The following is a 16,446-nucleotide window of genomic DNA, read 5'->3' as shown; positions in this document are numbered from 1 at the left end:
CATGGCCGAAGAGCAGCGGATGCAGGCGGCCAGGCTGGTGAGCCTGTGGAGCGAGCTGGCGATCCGTCACGTGGCCCTGGGCATGTCCTGTGGCTGCGGGGCGGGGGGCATCAGCCTGCGCCTGGAGGACTTCGAGCTCGACATCGTCGACTACCTCGAGGATGCCGCGTTGCGCAGTGATCTGCCCGCGGTGGCCGCGTACTTCCGCAGCCATCAGGTTGCGGGCTGGCCGCCTTCACCCCTGCTGGTGCTGTTGCAGCAAGCCAGCGAGGGCGAGCTGCCTGCGCCGGTGTGCGACTGGGTGCTGCCCCGCATCGACAAGACCCTGACCTCGTTCAAGGCGCTGCATGGCGGGGGGACCGGAACATGAACGGGCACTTCTCTGCCCTGCTGCAGGCCCAGGCACAGCCTTTGGGGTCTCGGGTGCCGGTCAGCGTGCTCACCGGCTTTCTGGGCAGCGGCAAGACCACGCTGCTGAACCGACTGCTGTCGTCTGCCGACCTGGTGGGAACCGCCGTCATCGTCAATGAGTTTGGTGAAACCGGCCTGGACCATGAACTGCTCACGGCTGCCTCAGCCGACGACGTGGTGCTGCTGCCCAACGGTTGCCTGTGTTGCGCTGTTCGGGGTGACTTGTTGAAGGCACTCGGAGCCCTGCTGGACCGCCCTGGCCACACGATCCAGCGGGTGGTGATCGAGACCAGTGGGCTGGCGGAGCCGGGCCCGATACTGCGCACCCTGATGATGGACCCTGTGCTGTCGCAGCGCTACCGATTGGGCACGGTGCTCTGCACCGTCGATGCCGTGCTGGGCATGCAAAGCCTCGAACAGCATCCCGAGGCCCTGGCCCAACTGGCGGCCGCCGATGAGGTGTGGCTCACCAAGCTGGACCTGCTGCCAGACCCGAGCGCTACAGCGCCCTTGCTGCAGTGCCTGGCACAACTCAACCCGGCAGCCCGCGTGCGGCAGGCTGACCGAAGTGATATGGAGTACCTGCTGGCGCTCTTGTGCCGGCAGCTGCTGGTGCCCGGGCCCGATTCCGCCGAACCCGGCAGTCCTCACTTCTACCACCCGGTAGCGGCAGAGAGCGACCCGCCTGCGCACCTGTCGGATGTGCAGAGCTTTGTGTTGGTGCGCCATGAGCCGCTCGATCTGGAGGGCTTTGCCCAATGGCTGGATCTGGTAGTGGCGTCGCAGGGCGAGAAGCTGTTGCGCTTCAAGGGCCTGGTGCAGACGGCGCAGTCGCCTGGTACGCCGATGGTGGTCCATGCCGTGCAGCACCTGTTCCACCCCCCCGAATACCTGCCGGCCTGGCCTTCTGAAGACCACAGCACCCGCCTGGTGTTCATCACACGAGGCATGGACCGCGAGGTGCTCGAAAGCACCCTCGACGTGATGGCCCGACGCCGCAGCCGGCGCAGACCGGTGTGAACAACCGGCTTGACCTGATAGCGTGACAACCCTGGAGACAAGAATGAAGACATCAAGAAGACAGATGCTGGGCGCCTTGGCGGGCCTGGCCAGCCCGATCCTGGCCCAGGCGGCCACTTTTCCCGAGCCCGACCGCCTGTTGCGCATCGTCGTGCCGTTTGCTGCCGGTGGCGGTGTGGATTCCGCAGCCCGCCTTCTGGCCCACCAACTGGGCAAGCAATTGGGCTTGCCGGTGATTGTTGAGAACCGTGCCGGCGCCAGCGGCACCCTGGGGGGCAAGTATGTCCAAACTGCCGCTGCCGACGGATACACCCTGTTGTTCTCAGCGGCCACCCACATCTACGCGCGCCAGGTGCTGAAAAACCCGCCTTACGATCCGCAGGCCGACTTCGTGCCGATTGGCCGCGTCGGCGAAGCGCCCCTGATGCTGGTGATCGCCCCCGACCTGGAGGCCAGAAAGCTGTCAGACGTGCTGGCGGCTGCTCGCGCCAAACCGGAGGGGTGGACAGCCGGCATACCCGCAGCGGGCGCGCCCAGCCATCTGGCCACCCTGCTCATGGCACGCATGGGGCAGCTCAAATTAACCTACGTGGCCTACAAGGGCACGCAACCGGCTCTGGTGGATGTGGCCGGGGGCCATGTGGACATGCTGTTGGATTCCATGATCTCTTTGCTGCCTTTGGCCAAGTCGGGAAAGGTCAGGCCCATTGCGGTCACGTCGAGCAAGCGCAGTGCACTGGCCCCTGAGGTTCCCACCCTGGCTGAGAGCGGGCTGGGCCAGTATGCCTATGCCTCCTGGTATGGCGTCTGGGCACCTCGCGGTACGCTGCCTGAGCGGGTGATGAGCTTGAACAAGGCCATCAATGCGGCGGTGGCCGAGATTGGCCGATCAGGCGGCTACAGCGCCTTGGGCATTGAGCCCGTCAGCGAGACGCCGGAGCAATTCAAGCGCTTCATCGCCTCAGAAGTGCTGCAAGGAAGCGAGCTGCTCAAGGCCGCGGGTTTCAAGCCTGAGTGAGCGCGCGGCCTGGCGCAGCTGGGTGGCTTGGCGCCCAGGGCGCAAGCCGAGTGTTGGCTGGTGTGGCCCCGGGGGCACAACGCGGGCCCTGGGACGGCCTCACCTGACCTTCACCACCACCTTCCCTTTCGCCCGCCCCTGCGCAAGGTAGTCCAAGGCCTCCTTGGCCTGGTCAAAGGCAAACACCTTGTCGATCACGGGCCGGATGTGCCCGGCTTCGAGGAGCGCGCCGATGTCTGCAAGCTGGTGGCCGTCAGGGCGCACGAACAGAAAGCCGTAATCCACGCCCTGCTTTTTGGCCAGCTTCCGGATCTTGCGGCTCATCAGGCTGAACACGAAGCTCAGGATGAAGTTCAACTTCTTGGCCTTGGCAAAGGCCACATCCAGGGGCCCGATGAGCGAGACGATCCGCCCCCCGGGCTTCAGGATGTTCAGTGATTTTTCGATGGCGTCGCCCCTGATGGTGCCCAGCACCGCGTTGTAGCCGCTCAGCACCTGGTCGAACGCCTGCTTCTTGTAGTCGATGATCTCGTCGGCCCCCAGGTGGCGAACCAGTTCGACGTTGCCCGTGCTGACGGTGGTACCCACCTTGGCGCCCCAATGGTGGGCCAACTGGATGGCCAGGGTGCCGATGCCGCCAGAGCCTGCGGGGATGAACACTTTCTGGCCGGCTTGCAGGTTCATGCGCTCTTTCATGGCTTGCCACGAGGTGAGCGCCACCATGGGGATGGAGGCCGCCTGAACGAAGTCGAGGTTGGCTGGCTTCAGCGCAGCGGCGCTCTCGGGCACGGCGGCCCACTCGGCGAGGCTGCCCTTGCCCGTGTCGAACAGGCTGGCATAGACCTCGTCACCCGGTTTGAAGCGGGTCACGCGGCCGCCGACCTCGACCACCACGCCCGCCAGATCGCTGCCCAGGGTGGCCGGCAGCTTGAAATGCAGCACGGGCTTGAAGGTGCCGGCAGGCACCATGTTGTCGATGGGGTTCAGGCCGGCGGCGTGAACCTGCACCAGGATCTCGTCGGGCTGCAGCGCAGGTTGCGCCACATGCGAGAACCCGATGTCGGGCGATTTGCCATAGCGTTTGAAGGTGAGTGCTTTCATGTTGGCTGGGGCCGCCGTGAGGGCGGGCCGTGTTCCGGTGATGCTTGTGGTGAGGGGCAGGTGACTGGGTGGTGGGGGGCGAAGCCTGCGGCCTCAGTTCGCCAGAAAGGCCAGTGCCTGGGTCACGAAGTCTTCGTGGTACTGAAAAATTCCACCGTGCCCCGCATCCGGGTAGATGATCAACTGCGCATGGGGCAAGCGCTTGGCCAGGTCGTAGGTGTTGCGGGTGGGCACCATGCGGTCGTCGTCACCGTTGACCACCAGCACTGGTTGCTGGATGGCCGAGAGGTCGGCCGGCCGCTTCTGGCCCCAGGTGGCCAGGGCCTGCAACTGGGCCACATAGGCCCCGATGGCGATGTCGGCGTCACGCTGCTGGCTGCGCTCTTGCAGGCGGGCCAGAAAGGCCTGGCCTGCCTCGATGCCTTTGGCGCTGCGCGTGAAGAACAGGTATTGCTTCGGATCCTGGCCGGTGAGGGTGGCCCGGATCAGGTCGTAGTTGGCCACCCCGGCCACGGCACTGATGCCCTGGCCCCCGGCCGGGCCTGTGCCCGCCAGAATCATCTTGCGAACCCGCTGCGGCACTTTCAGCACGATTTCTTGCGAGATCATGCCGCCCATCGAGAAGCCGAGCAGATCGACCTGCTGGAGGCCCTTGGCCTCGATGAAGCGGATGGCGTCGTCGGCCATCTGCTCGATGGTGTTGGCCGGGGCGCCGGTGGAGGCGCCCACGCCCCGGTTGTCAAAGGCAATGACGTGGTGCCTGGCGGCCAGCCCATCGACGATGCGCGGGTCCCAGTTGTCGAGCACGGCCGCCAGGTGGGTGAGCAGCAGCACGGGCGTGCCGCCGTTTTGCTGGCCGAGTTCACGGTAGGCAAAGCGCACGTCGCCGGCCGTGAGGGTTTGCGTGGGCACGGTCTTCCAGGTGGGCTGCTGCAGCTGCCGGGCTGCGGCTGGCGTCGCGGGGCTGGGCTGCGCTGGTAATGATGCGGGTGCGGCCATCACGCTGGTGGCAGCCAGCACGGCCGACAGCGCCAGTGCCTGGAGGGGTGATTTCAATCGCTGGTTGGACATGACGCTGTTCCTGGTGGCCAAGGCTGGTGTGCTCAGGCCTGGGGCTGGTAGCGGTCGGCCGCGCGGGCCTGCCGGATGTCGGACAGCAGCCCTTGACGGGCGCCTTCCAGCGCGGTCCAGCGTTCGGCCACATGCAGCGGCGGGATGGTGATCAGCTCGCGGCGGTCGTAGCCGATCAGGGCGGCGGTCACCAGCTCGTCCACCTCCATGACCTCGGGCAGGGTGTTGACGTCGATGCCGGAGCGCTGCCAGATCTCGGTGCGCGTGGCGGCCGGCAGCACGGCTTGCACATACACCCCCTTGGGCGACAGCTCCAGGTGCAGGCCTTGCGACAGGAACTGCACAAAGGCCTTGGTGGCGCCATAGAGCGTCATGCCGAACTCGGGGGCCAGGCCCACCACCGAGCCGATGTTCACGATGGCGCCGGTGCCAGCCTGCGCCAGGCGCGGGGCGATGGCGGCGGCCAGCCGGGTCAGGGCGGTGGTGTTGAGGGTGATCAGGCGCTCGATGTCTGGCGCGGTTTGCTGCAGAAAGTGGCCCGTCTGGGCCATGCCCGCGTTGTTGATCAGGATGCCGATGTGGCTGTCGTCGCGCAGGCGGGATTCGACCGCAGCGAGATCGCTCTGCTGGGTGAGGTCGGCCTGGATCACGTCCACCGCCACCTGGTGCGCCGCGCTGAGCTTGGCCGCCAGCGCATCGAGCCGGGCTTTGTCACGGGCGACCAGAATCAGCGGGTGCCCACGCTGGGCAAAGCGTTCGGCGTAGACCGCGCCGATGCCGCTGGAGGCACCGGTGACGAGGACGGTGGGCAGTGTGGTGGAGAGTGCGTTGCTCATGTTCGAAGGCTCCTGGCAAAGAAGGCCGGGGGTTCACGAATCCCGGCGGGGTTGGGTTGGCAGTCATGGTTCAGTGCCTGTTTTGGCGCTGCCATGCATCAATGATGACGGTCGTAATCTAAAAAGTCAATATTTTGATGATGTTCGACATCAATATAGAATTGCCGCCATGCAGTACCTCAAGGCAGGCCCACGATGAAAGTCTCCAAAGCACAGGCGCAGGCGAATCGGGCGCGGGTGGTTGAAACCGCGTCTCAGCTGTTTCGTGAGCGCGGTTATGACGGTGTGGGGGTGGCCGATCTGATGGCCGCGGCGGGGTTGACCCACGGCGGCTTCTACAAGCAGTTCGCCTCGAAGGCCGAGCTGATTGCCGAATCGACGGCTTGTGGCATCGCGCGCACCGTGGCCTTGACCGAGGGCGGTGTGGATCCCGCGGACTTCGTCCGCTCCTACGTGTCACGTGAGCATCGCGACGGCCGAGGCGCCGGCTGCACCATGGCCGCCTTGGGGGGTGATGCGGCACGTCAGCCTGACGCCGTTCGGGCCGCCTTTGCAAGCGGGATAGAAAGCCTGGTGGCGGCGTTGAACGGCGGCCATGGCGCCACGGCAGAAGCCCACGACGACGCGGTCGCCCCCACACCAGCGTCACGGGCCAAGACCTTGAACCTGCTCTCGCAAGCGGTGGGCGCCCTCATCATGTCGCGCGCCTGTCCGGACGATTCAGCGCTGGCCGAAGAAATCCTGAGCGCCAGCCGAGACGCGCTGCTGGCATCGCTGGCCGCCACACCGCTGGCTAAGGCGCCGCACCCTTCGGCCTGACGGCCGGCCCGGCATCGGTGGCTGCGCCGGCAGGTTTGCGGCTCAGCTCACTTGCAGCAGCGGCGCCACCAAGCGCGGATCGCGCAGCTTTTCAACCCACCATTGCAGAGCGGGCCCGGCCCGGCTCGAATGCCAGCCCACAAACAGCTGGTTGGGCTCGCGTGGGTCTTGCGTGCTCAGTGCGACCAGCGTGCCTTGTTCAAGGTGGGGCCGTACCTTTTCAAGGGGCAGCCAACCCACGCCCAAGCCCGCCACCTGGGCCGCGATCTTGGCGCGCATGCTGGGCAGGGCGAGCCGATCCTGGCTGGCTTGCACGCCGTAGCTGCGGGCGATGGCCAGGCGGGAGGTATCTGCCACCACCACGTGTCGATGGGCGCCAATGGCCTCTGTGGAGAGGGGCTGTTGTTCGTCAGCCAGGGGGTGCCGTGGCGAGACCGCGAACACCCACTCCAACTGAGCCAATTCAAACCACTGCAAATGCGCCATCGCCGGGGGCTCGTTGGTGGCGGCCACCACCAGATCGGCTCGGTGGTCCGGCAGTGCTTCCCAGGTGCCGCCCAACACCTCGTGGGTGATGCGCAGGGCCACGCCGCTGTTCAGTGCGTCGAAACCACTCACCAGCGGCAGCAGCGCCTCGATGTTGGCCAGCTCATCGGTCACGATGCGCAGCTCGGACTCCCAGCCCCGCGCCACCTGCTTGACGCGATCGGTGAGGCGACGCGCCTGCGCATGCAATTGCGCACCTTGCTCTACCAGCAGCAGGCCGGCGGGTGTCAGGGCAATTCGGTAGCCGGCCCGGTCAAACAGCAAGGCATCCAGCCGTTCCTCAAGTTGGCGCGCGGCATAGGACACGGTGGACGCCGCCTTGCCGAGTCGGTCAGCGGCACGCGACAGGCTGCCGGTGACTCGCACCGCCTCAAGCAACTGAAGATCTTCCAGGCTCAACATGTTCGAAATTTCCGCATGAGTTCATCGAACTGGTACAGCCTGTCGTCATTCTCTTGGCGAGACAATGGCTCTGCCAATCGCGAAGGGGTGCTAAAGCCCTCTGAAACATCAACGAACCATCTGAAGGAACCCCCCGGGGCGATTCAAGGACGCTTTGACCTCGGCGGCTATGTGGTGGACTACTCAGTTGTTCAACACGAGGGCAGCAGTTACGCGGATTTGTTGGTCATCGGCGCGGACGGACAAATTCGCTACTGACATACCCGGGCCGCATGTGCATCCTCGGAATGTTGCGTCAATTTGGCGTCGTGTTATTCATGGCAACGCTCGAGCTGCCACGGTACTGATCGCGGTGCACCATGAATCGGTGGTAGGACATGCGCAAGTGCAGTCGCATGACTTGTCGAGCCAACTCGCCATCGCCAGCTTCTGCGGCCACCGTCAGATCTTGGTGGTGGTGCAAGCTTTGCTCCAACTCGCTGCGCGTGGACAGATAGAAGGATCTCACGATGATCGGCATGTCGATCATTGTCTCCAAAATGGTCTGCAGCCGTGGAGCCGCACAGGCATCCAGCAAAGCTCGGTGAAAGCTTCTGTTTGCATCCTGGATTTGAGCTATGGATTCGTCTCCGTTTGCTGCGATTGCGGCAGCCATCTGCTCATTGCTTGCTTTGAGCTTTGCCACCAACGCGGTACCTCCTCGCTCGGCTGCCAGGCAAGCGGCGTAGGGCTCCAGCAGCATGCGCAGTTGAAAGGTCTCTTCGATGTCCCAGTCGCTCCATTGAGCGACATGAATGCCTTGCCCGGCATCCGCTGTAGCCAGTCCGTCGACAACCAGGCGCTTCAGTGCGGCTCGGACAGGGGTCCTGCTCAACCCAAACTCTCGGGCCAGCGGCTCTTCCTTGAGTTGTGTTCCTGGCTTGTAGTGCCCACCAACCAGTCGTTGGCGTAGCACTTCATATGCCTTGTCTGAGCCTTGTTTCATCGTCGCCTTTTCTTTCGTGAGCGTGTTCGGAGTCCATTTTAGAAGGCCACAGATCAGCGTCGTTTGGTGTCAGAAATGTATAAATAATGTTCTTAGATCGGGATTTATAGGTGTAAACACTGGCGAATGTGGACTACTTTGTACTTTTTTTGTATTCTTGCGCCATGAATCAGAAACGTACTCGAATGGCCATCATTGGCTTGGGTGAAGTGGGCCGCTGCTATGCCAAGCCTCTGCACGAAGCGGGCTTTGAACTTCTGCTGTGCGAGGCAAGACCCTCAGCCGCTGCTCATGACCTTTCCACTCAATTGGGTTTGTCCTTGCACCCCGAGATTGGGGAATGGCTGAGTTCCGCTGACTGGGTTCTTTCGTGCGTCACCGGAGCGCAAGCTTTGAATGTCACGTCACAGGTTGTGAAGTTCGCCCGCCCAGCTGCGGGATTGGCAGACCTCACTACCGCAAGTCCAGAGGTCAAGCGCAATGCGGCAAATCTTGCCTCTCGGCATGGCTTGCGTTATGTCGACACAGCCATCATGGGGGCCATCAGTTTGAATTGGGTGCGCACGCCACTGTTGGCAGCAGGCCATGGCGCTGTAGAGCTCAAGGCCTTGCTAGAGGCCGCTGGGGCACGCGTGCAAGTCATCCAAGACGGCCGTGCAGGCGATGCGATCTCTCTCAAGATTTTGCGCAGTGTCTTCACCAAGGGGATGGAGGCTTTGAGTGTGGAGTTGCTAACCAGCGCCGAGAAGCAGGGGGTGCGCGAGCAACTGTATGCACAGCTCAGCGACATCGATCAAACCCCCTTGCGAAGTTTCATAGACATGCTGGTTCGTACACATGTCATTCATGCCAAGCGCCGCGCCCATGAGGTTCACGACGCCAACAACGAGTTGAACGCACAGGGCCTGACGTCCCTTGTTCTTCCTGGGGTGGAGCAGCGATTCCTGGATACCGCCCAAAAGCTCGAGGCCCATCCTTTGGAGATGCCTGATCCCAATATCGACCAGGCACTTCAATGGCTCTTGACACACAACAAAGCTCAAGCCTGAACCCCATTCACCTACTTACCGACATCAAGGACAGACATGATTTCCAAAGACAAGCTCACCCAACTGCGTGACCTGGGCACCGCCACCATTTACGAAGCACAAGGAGCCAAAGGGGCTCTCGATCACGGTATGAAGCCCATCGATCCGACCGTGCGCATGGCAGGCCCCGCGCTGACCGTCGATGTGCGTCCCGCAGACAACCTGATGCTGCATTACGCGGTCCTTCAGGCCAAGCCCGGTGATGTGTTGGTGGTCGACGCCAAAGGCTTCATGGAGGCTGGTCCATGGGGCGACGTCCTGACTTTGCAGGCCATCAAGCTGGGTATTGCCGGATTGGTCATCAACGGTTGTGTACGTGATGCCAATCTCATCATCGATTTGGGCTTCCCCGTTTTCTGCCGCGGGCTCTCCATCAAGGGCACTGGCAAGAATCAGCCTGGCAAGGTGAATGTCCCGATCAGCATCGGTGATGTCGTGATCCGCCCGGGCGACATCATCGTCGGTGACCGCGATGGCTTGGTCGTGGTGGCCCAAGATGAAGTCGACTCGGCCATTGCCAGCAGCCTGGCCCGAGAAGAGAAGGAGGTCAAGCAACGAGAGGCCATCGAAGCTGGGGCATCCAACACTCTGGAGTTACTCAATTTGGGCGAAACCCTCAAGCGATTTGGCATCGTCTGATAGGCACACCAAATACAACACGGAGACAAATATGCTCAATCTCTCGAAAGTCGCAGTGGCGTTCGGCCTCTCGCTACTCGCGGCACTACATGTCACGCATGCGGCGGAGCCGAGCTATCCCAATAAGCCGATCAGGATGGTCGTGGCGTTCCCACCCGGTGGCTCCGCTGATATCAATGCACGCTCTGTAGCTCAGCAACTTGGGAAAGAGTTGGGCGGGACGGTCATCATTGAGAACAAGGGGGGGGCCGGCGGGAACATTGGTGCGATTGAGGTCAAGAAGTCTGCGCCAGATGGCTACACGGTGTTCTATGCGACGTCGGCAGTGGTGCTGGCCCCGTCGTTGTATGCCAATCCCGGATTCGACCCCTACACGGATTTCGTTCCAATTTCTCTGACCGCAACCATCCCCCTGGTCCTGGTCGTGAACAACGCTGTTCCAGCGAAGACGCTCGCGGAGTTCATCACTTGGGGCAAAGGCCGCGAGGGACGAGCGAATTACGGGTCATCCGGAACTGGGGCTCTGCTTCACTTGGCAGGCGCCTTGTTCCTCAAAGAAGTGGGCGTCAGCGCAACACACATTTCATACAAGGGCAGCGCACCAGCGATCACGGATTTGATCGGTGGTGCGACTGACTTCATGTTCTTGCCTGTCAATGAGGTAACGCCTCACATCAAGAGTGGAGTGCTTCGTCCGCTGGCTGTGACCAGCGAGAAACGTTCGTTGCTGCTACCCGAGGTACCAACAATGCGTGAAGCCTCTGGCAAAAGCTCCATGGAGATGGGCGCTTGGCAAGGGTTGATGGTGCCGAAGGGGACCCCGGCAGACGTGGTCGGCAAGCTGCAAAACGCACTGCAAAAGTCGTTGGCTGACCCTGGTCTCCGTGCCCGCCTGACCGAGAAAGGGTCTGTGATCCTGGGCGGCACCCAGAAGCAATACGTTGACTACATGAAATCCGAAGGTACCCGTTGGGCAACAGTGGTTCGCGAGACCGGTGCCAAGGTTGAGTGAGCTCAGTTCAGACAACCCGACAAGGAGACAAGCATGAAAAAAATAATGATCGCACTATTCGCCGGACTGGCGATTGGAACCAATGCCTGGGCACAAGAGTTCAAGAGCCCCATCAAGATCGTGGTGCCGTTCGCCCCGGGCGGTGCAACTGACGTGGTGGCTCGTTTGTTGGTTCCCGGATTGTCAAAGCAATTGGGGCAACCTGTTCTGGTGGAGAACAAGCCGGGGGCAAGTGGTCAACTGGGCACGGCTTACGTCAAGACTGCACCCGCGGATGGAACTACGTTTTTGCTGGCACTGGATCATTCTGTGGTGGTGGTGCCACTCATGACGCCGTCTGCTAACTACGACGCCCTCAAGGACTTTGTTGCAGTAGGGCAGGTGGCCCGATTCCAGTGGACCTTTGCAGTGCCTCTCAGCAGCCAAGCCAAGACCTTGAATGAATTCGTTGAGCTGGTCAGAAGGGATTCAACTCAAGGCAACTATGGTGTTCCTCTGCAAGGTGGTGTGCCCGACATCATTGGCTCTGCCCTATCCAAAAGGGCCAACATCAAGATGGCCTCCGCCGCGTTCGGCGGCTCTGCAGCTCTGATGCCGCAACTGATCGGAGGACATCTCGCCGCCGGGGTCACGGGCGAACCCGAAGGCCTGCAAATGCTCAAGGGCGGAAAAGTTCGCATCCTTGCCATCTCTGGCGGCAAGCGCTCGGCATTCATGCCTCAGGTACCGACTTTCGAGGAGCAAGGCTTCCCTGGAGTGAGTGTCAACAGCTTCAACGCTTTCTTCGCTCCGAAAGGCTTGCCTAAGCCTTTGGCGGAAAAGTTCAACGCAGCGTTGCGTGCAACATTGGCGGACAAAGACGTCCAGATCAAGGTGGCGGATATGTCGCTCGAAATCGCTCCAGCTGATCTGGATGAGTCAGCCAAGGAAGTGGCTGCGTCCTATGAGTTTTGGCATCGCGCCGGAGTAGTTCCCAAGTAACTGAAACGAGCAGGCCATGTCTCATTCTGTTCCCTATTCAGCTGGCACCGACAGGCCTGCATTCACACCCCCAGAGAATGCATGTGACTGCCACATGCACTTGTTCGACAACCGGTTTCCGTTTATCTCGCCCGATGCACTAACCCATCCGGACGCCACCGTCGAGGACTATCGGAAGCTTCAGGCACGACTCGGATTGCAGCGATGCGTGTTGGTCCAGCCTTCTAGCTATGGTCTTGATCACCGTGTGCTTTTCAGTGGTTTGGACCAAATGGGGCAAGCTGCGCGCGGGGTTGCGGTTGTTGACGCGACTTTCAAAGCTGAGACCCTAGCTGAAATGAGTGCACGAGGTGTGGTAGGCACCAGGTTCAACCTTGTTCAAAAAGGCGCGACGCACGACGAAATGCTGGAGTCAGTAGCGCAGCAGATCAAGGATTTTGGTTGGCATATTCAGTTGCACATGAGCGCTGACGTCTTCTTGGGATTGGTGGATCGCCTTGCCGCGTTGCCTGTTCCTATCGTGATAGACCACTTGGCCAGGATCAACACGGCGCCGTTTATTTCCCAAGACGTTGAGAAACAGCTTTTGAGATTATTGGATCGAGGCCAAGCCTGGATCAAGCTTTCAGGCGCTTACATCGCATCCAACGATCACCCTCTGTACCGTGATTTGGATGCGTTTGTGCAGCGCCTACTCAAGACTCATCCAGAGCGTGTGGTGTGGGGATCAGACTGGCCTCATGTGACCGAGTCAGATAAGCCCAACGACGCAGCCCTGTTCGACCTGATGGCGCGTTGGGCACCGGAAGAAGGTCTCAGACGCCGGATATTGGTGGACAACCCGACATCCCTGTACAAATTTTGAGGCTCATGGCGTTGGAAGATGCCACTTTGTTCCCGATACAACCCGGGCATTTGCCTTAGGCGAATTCCAGTCAGAGTTTTTGGTGGCGCCGCAGAACGCTGGTGCCATTGCGACGGTTTTTAAACTCTGAGTGTCTTCTTTCATGAAACAACGAACCCTCCGGTCCATCCTGATTGCCAACCGAGGAGAGATCGCCATTCGCGTCATGCGCGCCGCCACAGAGATGGGTATGCGCACGGTCGCGATCTACTCCCATGAAGATCGATTTGCTTTGCATCGCTTCAAGGCCGACGAGGCTTATCTGGTTGGTGAGGGGCAAAAGCCGATTGCCGCGTATCTCGACATTGCTGAGGTGATCCGCGCAGCCACACTAGCGGGTGTGGACGCTATCCATCCGGGCTATTGCTTTCTCTCCGAAAACCCCGACTTTGCTGACGCATGCGAGGCCGCTGGCATCGCCTTCATTGGCCCCAAGGGCGATGTGATGCGAACTCTGGGTAACAAGGTGGCAGCGCGCAACTTGGCACAGTCGGTAGGCGTACCGGTGATGCCAGCCACGCCGCCACTTCCCTTCGATGCCGTTGAGGCATGCGCAATGGCGGCCCAAATCGGCTACCCCGTCATGCTCAAAGCCAGTTGGGGTGGGGGCGGTCGCGGCATGCGCATCATCCAGTGCGAGGCTGAATTGCTCACCCAGATGCCGGTGGCTCGGAGCGAGGCAAAGACCGCGTTTGGCAATGACGAGATTTACCTGGAGAAACTGGTCCAGCGGGCTCGCCACGTTGAAGTGCAGATCCTTGGTGACCGCCATGGCAACCTGGTTCATCTGTATGAGCGCGATTGCTCGGTACAGCGCCGCAACCAGAAAGTTGTTGAGCGTGCGCCGGCACCTTACTTGAGCGAATCGACCCGCCACGCTCTGTGCCAGGCGGCTCTCAAGCTGGCCCATGCCGTCAACTACACCCATGCTGGCACGGTTGAGTTCCTGATGGATGCCGACACCGGGGCCTTCTACTTCATTGAGGTCAACCCTCGCATTCAGGTTGAACACACCGTGACCGAGCAGGTCACAGGGATCGACTTGGTCAAGGCTCAGATTGCGGTGACTCAAGGTGCAAAGGTTGGGGTCGACGGTGGGTTCGTGCCTATCCAGGACGACATTCGGTGCAATGGTCATGCTCTGCAATGTCGTGTGACGACTGAAGACCCAGAGAAGAACTTCACACCTGACTATGGTCGCCTCTCGACCTACCGATCCAGTGGCGGATTTGGCCTTCGCCTGGACAGTGGTACTGCGTATTCGGGAGCGGTGATCACTTCGTTCTACGATAGCTTGTTGGTCAAGGTCACATCCTGGGGCAGCAACGCCGACGATGCCATCTCGCGCATGGATCGGGCACTGCGTGAGTTCCGCATTCGGGGTGTGGCTACCAATCTGGCCTTCCTGGAAAACGTCATCGCTCATCCATTGTTCAAGAGCGGCGAGTGCACCACACGCTTCATTGACCAGACACCTGAACTGCTCAAGTTCAAACCACGTCGAGACCGAGCCACCAAGCTGCTCAAATACCTGGGCGAGGTGAGTGTCAACGGCCATCCAGAAATGAAAGGCCGCACTCTACCGACATTGCCCGTATCGATGCCGGTGAAGCCGGTCTGCGATCTGACCGCTATGCCCGCTGAGGGCACTCGTCAGTTGCTGAAGAGCCTGGGGCCCGATACCTTCAGTCAATGGGTACTGGCCCAGCAGCGCGTGCTCTTGACCGACACAACGATGCGTGATGCCCACCAGTCTCTGTTGGCAACTCGGATGCGCAGCAAAGACATGGTGGACATTGCCCCGCATTACGCCCGGTTGATGCCCGACCTGTTCTCGTTGGAATGCTGGGGTGGCGCCACCTTTGACGTGGCACTGCGCTTCCTCAACGAAGACCCCTGGGATCGGCTGGCCCAATTGCGTCAAGCAGTGCCCAATGTATTGCTGCAGATGCTCCTGCGTGCCTCCAACGCGGTCGGTTACACCAACTACCCCGACAACGTGGTGCGCTTCTTTGTGCAGCAGGCGGCCAAGGGGGGGTCGACGTGTTCCGTGTCTTCGACTCACTCAACTCGGTGGACAACATGCGGGTGGCGATGGAGGCGGTGCGTGAGACAAGGGCCTTGTGTGAGGCGGCCATCTGCTACACAGGAGATCTCTTTGATGAGCAGCGCGCGAAGTACAACTTGGCGTACTACGTCCATTTGGCCAAGGAGCTCAAGGCAGCCGGTGCTCACATACTGGCCATCAAAGACATGGCCGGCGTCTGTCGCCCACGTGCGGCAAGCGCGCTGGTACGGGCCCTGAAGGAGGAGGTGGGGCTGCCCATCCACTTCCATACCCATGACACCAGCGGGCTGTCAGGTGCCAGTGTTCTGGCTGCGATTGAGGCGGGGTGCGACATCGTCGATGGTGCCATGGACGCCATGAGCGGTCTGACCTCCCAGCCCAACCTGGGCAGTATCGTCGCGGCCCTGGAGGGGCATCCCCGCGACCCGGGCGTTAGCCAACAGTCCCTGAGAGGGCTGTCTCATTACTGGGAGGGGGTACGGCGCTACTACCTGCCCTTCGAGAGCGACATCCGCAGCGGCACCTCCGACGTGTATCGCCATGAGATGCCTGGTGGTCAGTACACCAACCTGCGCGAGCAAGCGCGATCCATGGGCATCGAGCACCGCTGGCCAGAGATCGCCGAGGCCTATGCCCAAGTCAACCAGCTGTTCGGCGACATCGTGAAAGTCACCCCGACCTCCAAGGTCGTGGGCGACATGGCCTTGTTCATGGTGGCCAGCGAACTCTCGCCCGAGGACATCCTACATCCGGATAAAGAGATCGCATTCCCCGAATCAGTCGTGCAGCTCATGCGCGGTGAGCTGGGCTTCCCGGCTGATGGCTTCCCTGCTGCCTTGCAGCGCAAGGTGCTCAAGGGTGCCACCCCTCTGGAGGGGCGCCCAGGTGCACACCTGCCTGCGGTGGACCTCGAGGCTGAGCGCGAGAAAGCCCGCAAGCTGGTCGGCCATGCAGTCGATGATCAGCAACTGGCCTCCTATCTCATGTACCCCAAGGTTTACCAGGGCTACGCGAAACACCGAAGCCAGTATGGCGATGTGAGCCGCATTCCGACCCCGGCCTACTTCTATGGCTTGCAGGACCACGAGGAGATTGCCGTCACCATCGACCGGGGCAAGACCCTGCAAGTGCGCGTCGAGGGCAGGGCGCCGGCAGATGACCAGGGGCAGTGCCGCCTGTTCTTTGAACTCAATGGTCAGCCGCGTCTGGTGCGAATCGCCAAGGCCGGTGCATTGGCCAGTGCTAAGGCCTTGCCAGAAGCTGAGGAGGGCAATCCCCATCACGTAGCTGCGCCAATGCCCGGCTCGGTGGCACGCATCGCCGTCAAGCCAGGTCAAAAGGTGTTGAAGGGGGATGTGCTGGCCAGCATCGAGGCCATGAAGATGGAGAGCCAGCTCACGGCCGAGCGCGATGGTACTGTGGCCTCGGTTCACGTGAAGGTCGGAGACACGGTGCCTGCCAAGGCGTTGCTGATGGAGCTCAGCAGCGTTTGAGCCTGTGCGCCATAGACATGAGGCTTGTCACATGAACCAGCAGAAAAATTAG

Annotated in this window: 15 protein-coding genes and 1 pseudogene; 11 read left to right on the top strand and 5 right to left on the bottom strand. The window is 61.3% G+C overall.

From position 1 onward, the window contains the following. The first annotated feature begins 1 nt into the window (after nucleotide 1). Genes AC07VS_RS13765 through AC07VS_RS13755 form a run of 3 tightly spaced genes read left to right on the top strand, consistent with a single transcriptional unit; the run spans nucleotide 2 to nucleotide 2,449 of the window. Nucleotides 2-370, top strand: coding sequence for a hypothetical protein (locus AC07VS_RS13765; RefSeq protein WP_494751233.1), 369 nt, complete (start codon nucleotides 2-4; stop codon nucleotides 368-370). Further along, the gene (locus AC07VS_RS13760) at nucleotides 367-1,431 is read left to right on the top strand and encodes a CobW family GTP-binding protein (protein ID WP_494751232.1); all 1,065 of its coding nucleotides are present in this window, start codon (nucleotides 367-369) and stop codon (nucleotides 1,429-1,431) included. The genes AC07VS_RS13765 and AC07VS_RS13760 overlap by 4 nt, the downstream gene beginning before the upstream one ends. A gap of 43 nt (nucleotides 1,432-1,474) precedes the next feature. Continuing rightward, nucleotides 1,475-2,449: a Bug family tripartite tricarboxylate transporter substrate binding protein gene (locus AC07VS_RS13755; protein WP_494751231.1), complete on the top strand. Its 975-nt coding sequence runs from the start codon at nucleotides 1,475-1,477 to the stop codon at nucleotides 2,447-2,449. Between the two features lie 99 nt (nucleotides 2,450-2,548). Here AC07VS_RS13755 and AC07VS_RS13750 read toward each other — a convergent pair whose 3' ends face one another. From AC07VS_RS13750 to AC07VS_RS13740, 3 genes are all read right to left on the bottom strand, one after another. Continuing rightward, the gene (locus AC07VS_RS13750; RefSeq protein ID WP_494751230.1) at nucleotides 2,549-3,550 is read right to left on the bottom strand and encodes an NADP-dependent oxidoreductase; all 1,002 of its coding nucleotides are present in this window, start codon (nucleotides 3,548-3,550) and stop codon (nucleotides 2,549-2,551) included. A gap of 93 nt (nucleotides 3,551-3,643) precedes the next feature. Further along, nucleotides 3,644-4,621: an alpha/beta fold hydrolase gene (locus AC07VS_RS13745; RefSeq protein WP_494751229.1), complete on the bottom strand. Its 978-nt coding sequence runs from the start codon at nucleotides 4,619-4,621 to the stop codon at nucleotides 3,644-3,646. A gap of 32 nt (nucleotides 4,622-4,653) precedes the next feature. Continuing rightward, nucleotides 4,654-5,457, bottom strand: a complete 804-nt coding sequence (locus AC07VS_RS13740; protein ID WP_494751228.1) for an SDR family NAD(P)-dependent oxidoreductase — start codon at nucleotides 5,455-5,457, stop codon at nucleotides 4,654-4,656. Between the two features lie 195 nt (nucleotides 5,458-5,652). On the opposite strand from AC07VS_RS13740, the gene AC07VS_RS13735 reads away from it, so the two are divergent. Beyond that, nucleotides 5,653-6,276 (top strand): TetR/AcrR family transcriptional regulator, encoded by a 624-nt coding sequence (locus tag AC07VS_RS13735; RefSeq protein WP_492347533.1) that lies wholly within the window; start codon nucleotides 5,653-5,655, stop codon nucleotides 6,274-6,276. Nucleotides 6,277-6,318: 42 nt separating this feature from the next. Here the strand turns inward: AC07VS_RS13735 and AC07VS_RS13730 are convergent, their stop codons facing one another. Then, a complete protein-coding gene (locus tag AC07VS_RS13730) occupies nucleotides 6,319-7,224 on the bottom strand; it encodes a LysR family transcriptional regulator (protein ID WP_494751227.1) in 906 nt (301 codons plus the stop codon). A gap of 15 nt (nucleotides 7,225-7,239) precedes the next feature. Here AC07VS_RS13730 and AC07VS_RS13725 point away from each other — a divergent pair, with 15 nt between their 5' ends. Beyond that, nucleotides 7,240-7,482, top strand: a complete 243-nt coding sequence (locus AC07VS_RS13725; RefSeq protein WP_492347535.1) for a hypothetical protein — start codon at nucleotides 7,240-7,242, stop codon at nucleotides 7,480-7,482. 37 nt (nucleotides 7,483-7,519) lie between these two features. Here AC07VS_RS13725 and AC07VS_RS13720 read toward each other — a convergent pair whose 3' ends face one another. Then, on the bottom strand, nucleotides 7,520-8,209 hold the full coding sequence (locus tag AC07VS_RS13720; RefSeq protein WP_494751226.1) for a GntR family transcriptional regulator: 690 nt from the start codon (nucleotides 8,207-8,209) through the stop codon (nucleotides 7,520-7,522). 185 nt (nucleotides 8,210-8,394) lie between these two features. On the opposite strand from AC07VS_RS13720, the gene AC07VS_RS13715 reads away from it, so the two are divergent. The 6 genes and pseudogenes from AC07VS_RS13715 (at nucleotide 8,395) to AC07VS_RS13690 (ending at nucleotide 16,394) form a co-directional block, all read left to right on the top strand. Next, nucleotides 8,395-9,258, top strand: coding sequence for an NAD(P)-dependent oxidoreductase (locus tag AC07VS_RS13715; protein WP_494751225.1), 864 nt, complete (start codon nucleotides 8,395-8,397; stop codon nucleotides 9,256-9,258). A 36-nt stretch (nucleotides 9,259-9,294) separates the two neighbouring features. Beyond that, complete coding sequence (locus tag AC07VS_RS13710) at nucleotides 9,295-9,936, top strand: 4-carboxy-4-hydroxy-2-oxoadipate aldolase/oxaloacetate decarboxylase (RefSeq protein WP_494657934.1); 642 nt, start codon at nucleotides 9,295-9,297, stop codon at nucleotides 9,934-9,936. Nucleotides 9,937-9,967: 31 nt separating this feature from the next. Beyond that, on the top strand, nucleotides 9,968-10,948 hold the full coding sequence (locus tag AC07VS_RS13705) for a Bug family tripartite tricarboxylate transporter substrate binding protein (RefSeq protein WP_494751224.1): 981 nt from the start codon (nucleotides 9,968-9,970) through the stop codon (nucleotides 10,946-10,948). Between the two features lie 33 nt (nucleotides 10,949-10,981). Further along, a complete protein-coding gene (locus AC07VS_RS13700) occupies nucleotides 10,982-11,929 on the top strand; it encodes a tripartite tricarboxylate transporter substrate-binding protein (protein ID WP_494751223.1) in 948 nt (315 codons plus the stop codon). Nucleotides 11,930-12,023: 94 nt separating this feature from the next. Continuing rightward, a complete protein-coding gene (locus AC07VS_RS13695) occupies nucleotides 12,024-12,794 on the top strand; it encodes an amidohydrolase family protein (RefSeq protein WP_494751222.1) in 771 nt (256 codons plus the stop codon). 142 nt (nucleotides 12,795-12,936) lie between these two features. Beyond that, a pseudogene (locus AC07VS_RS13690) lies at nucleotides 12,937-16,394 on the top strand (pyruvate carboxylase). The last annotated feature ends 52 nt before the right edge of the window (nucleotides 16,395-16,446 follow it).

It is taken from the genome of Curvibacter sp. GW821-FHT01G03 (genome assembly GCF_059422285.1).
This window is presented reverse-complemented; position numbering and strand designations above follow the sequence as displayed.

Bases quoted from the DNA above. Each gene is read 5' to 3' on its own strand.
- AC07VS_RS13720 (WP_494751226.1), bottom strand. From the start codon at position 8,209: ATGAAACAAGGCTCAGACAAGGCATATGAAGTGCTACGCCAACGACTG.
- AC07VS_RS13695 (WP_494751222.1), top strand. From the start codon at position 12,024: ATGCACTTGTTCGACAACCGGTTTCCGTTTATCTCGCCCGATGCACTA.
- AC07VS_RS13755 (WP_494751231.1), top strand. From the start codon at position 1,475: ATGAAGACATCAAGAAGACAGATGCTGGGCGCCTTGGCGGGCCTGGCC.
- AC07VS_RS13715 (WP_494751225.1), top strand. From the start codon at position 8,395: ATGGCCATCATTGGCTTGGGTGAAGTGGGCCGCTGCTATGCCAAGCCT.
- AC07VS_RS13735 (WP_492347533.1), top strand. From the start codon at position 5,653: ATGAAAGTCTCCAAAGCACAGGCGCAGGCGAATCGGGCGCGGGTGGTT.
- AC07VS_RS13740 (WP_494751228.1), bottom strand. From the start codon at position 5,457: ATGAGCAACGCACTCTCCACCACACTGCCCACCGTCCTCGTCACCGGT.
- AC07VS_RS13700 (WP_494751223.1), top strand. From the start codon at position 10,982: ATGAAAAAAATAATGATCGCACTATTCGCCGGACTGGCGATTGGAACC.
- AC07VS_RS13745 (WP_494751229.1), bottom strand. From the start codon at position 4,621: ATGTCCAACCAGCGATTGAAATCACCCCTCCAGGCACTGGCGCTGTCG.
- AC07VS_RS13725 (WP_492347535.1), top strand. From the start codon at position 7,240: ATGAGTTCATCGAACTGGTACAGCCTGTCGTCATTCTCTTGGCGAGAC.
- AC07VS_RS13710 (WP_494657934.1), top strand. From the start codon at position 9,295: ATGATTTCCAAAGACAAGCTCACCCAACTGCGTGACCTGGGCACCGCC.
- AC07VS_RS13730 (WP_494751227.1), bottom strand. From the start codon at position 7,224: ATGTTGAGCCTGGAAGATCTTCAGTTGCTTGAGGCGGTGCGAGTCACC.
- AC07VS_RS13760 (WP_494751232.1), top strand. From the start codon at position 367: ATGAACGGGCACTTCTCTGCCCTGCTGCAGGCCCAGGCACAGCCTTTG.
- AC07VS_RS13765 (WP_494751233.1), top strand. From the start codon at position 2: ATGGCCGAAGAGCAGCGGATGCAGGCGGCCAGGCTGGTGAGCCTGTGG.
- AC07VS_RS13750 (WP_494751230.1), bottom strand. From the start codon at position 3,550: ATGAAAGCACTCACCTTCAAACGCTATGGCAAATCGCCCGACATCGGG.
- AC07VS_RS13705 (WP_494751224.1), top strand. From the start codon at position 9,968: ATGCTCAATCTCTCGAAAGTCGCAGTGGCGTTCGGCCTCTCGCTACTC.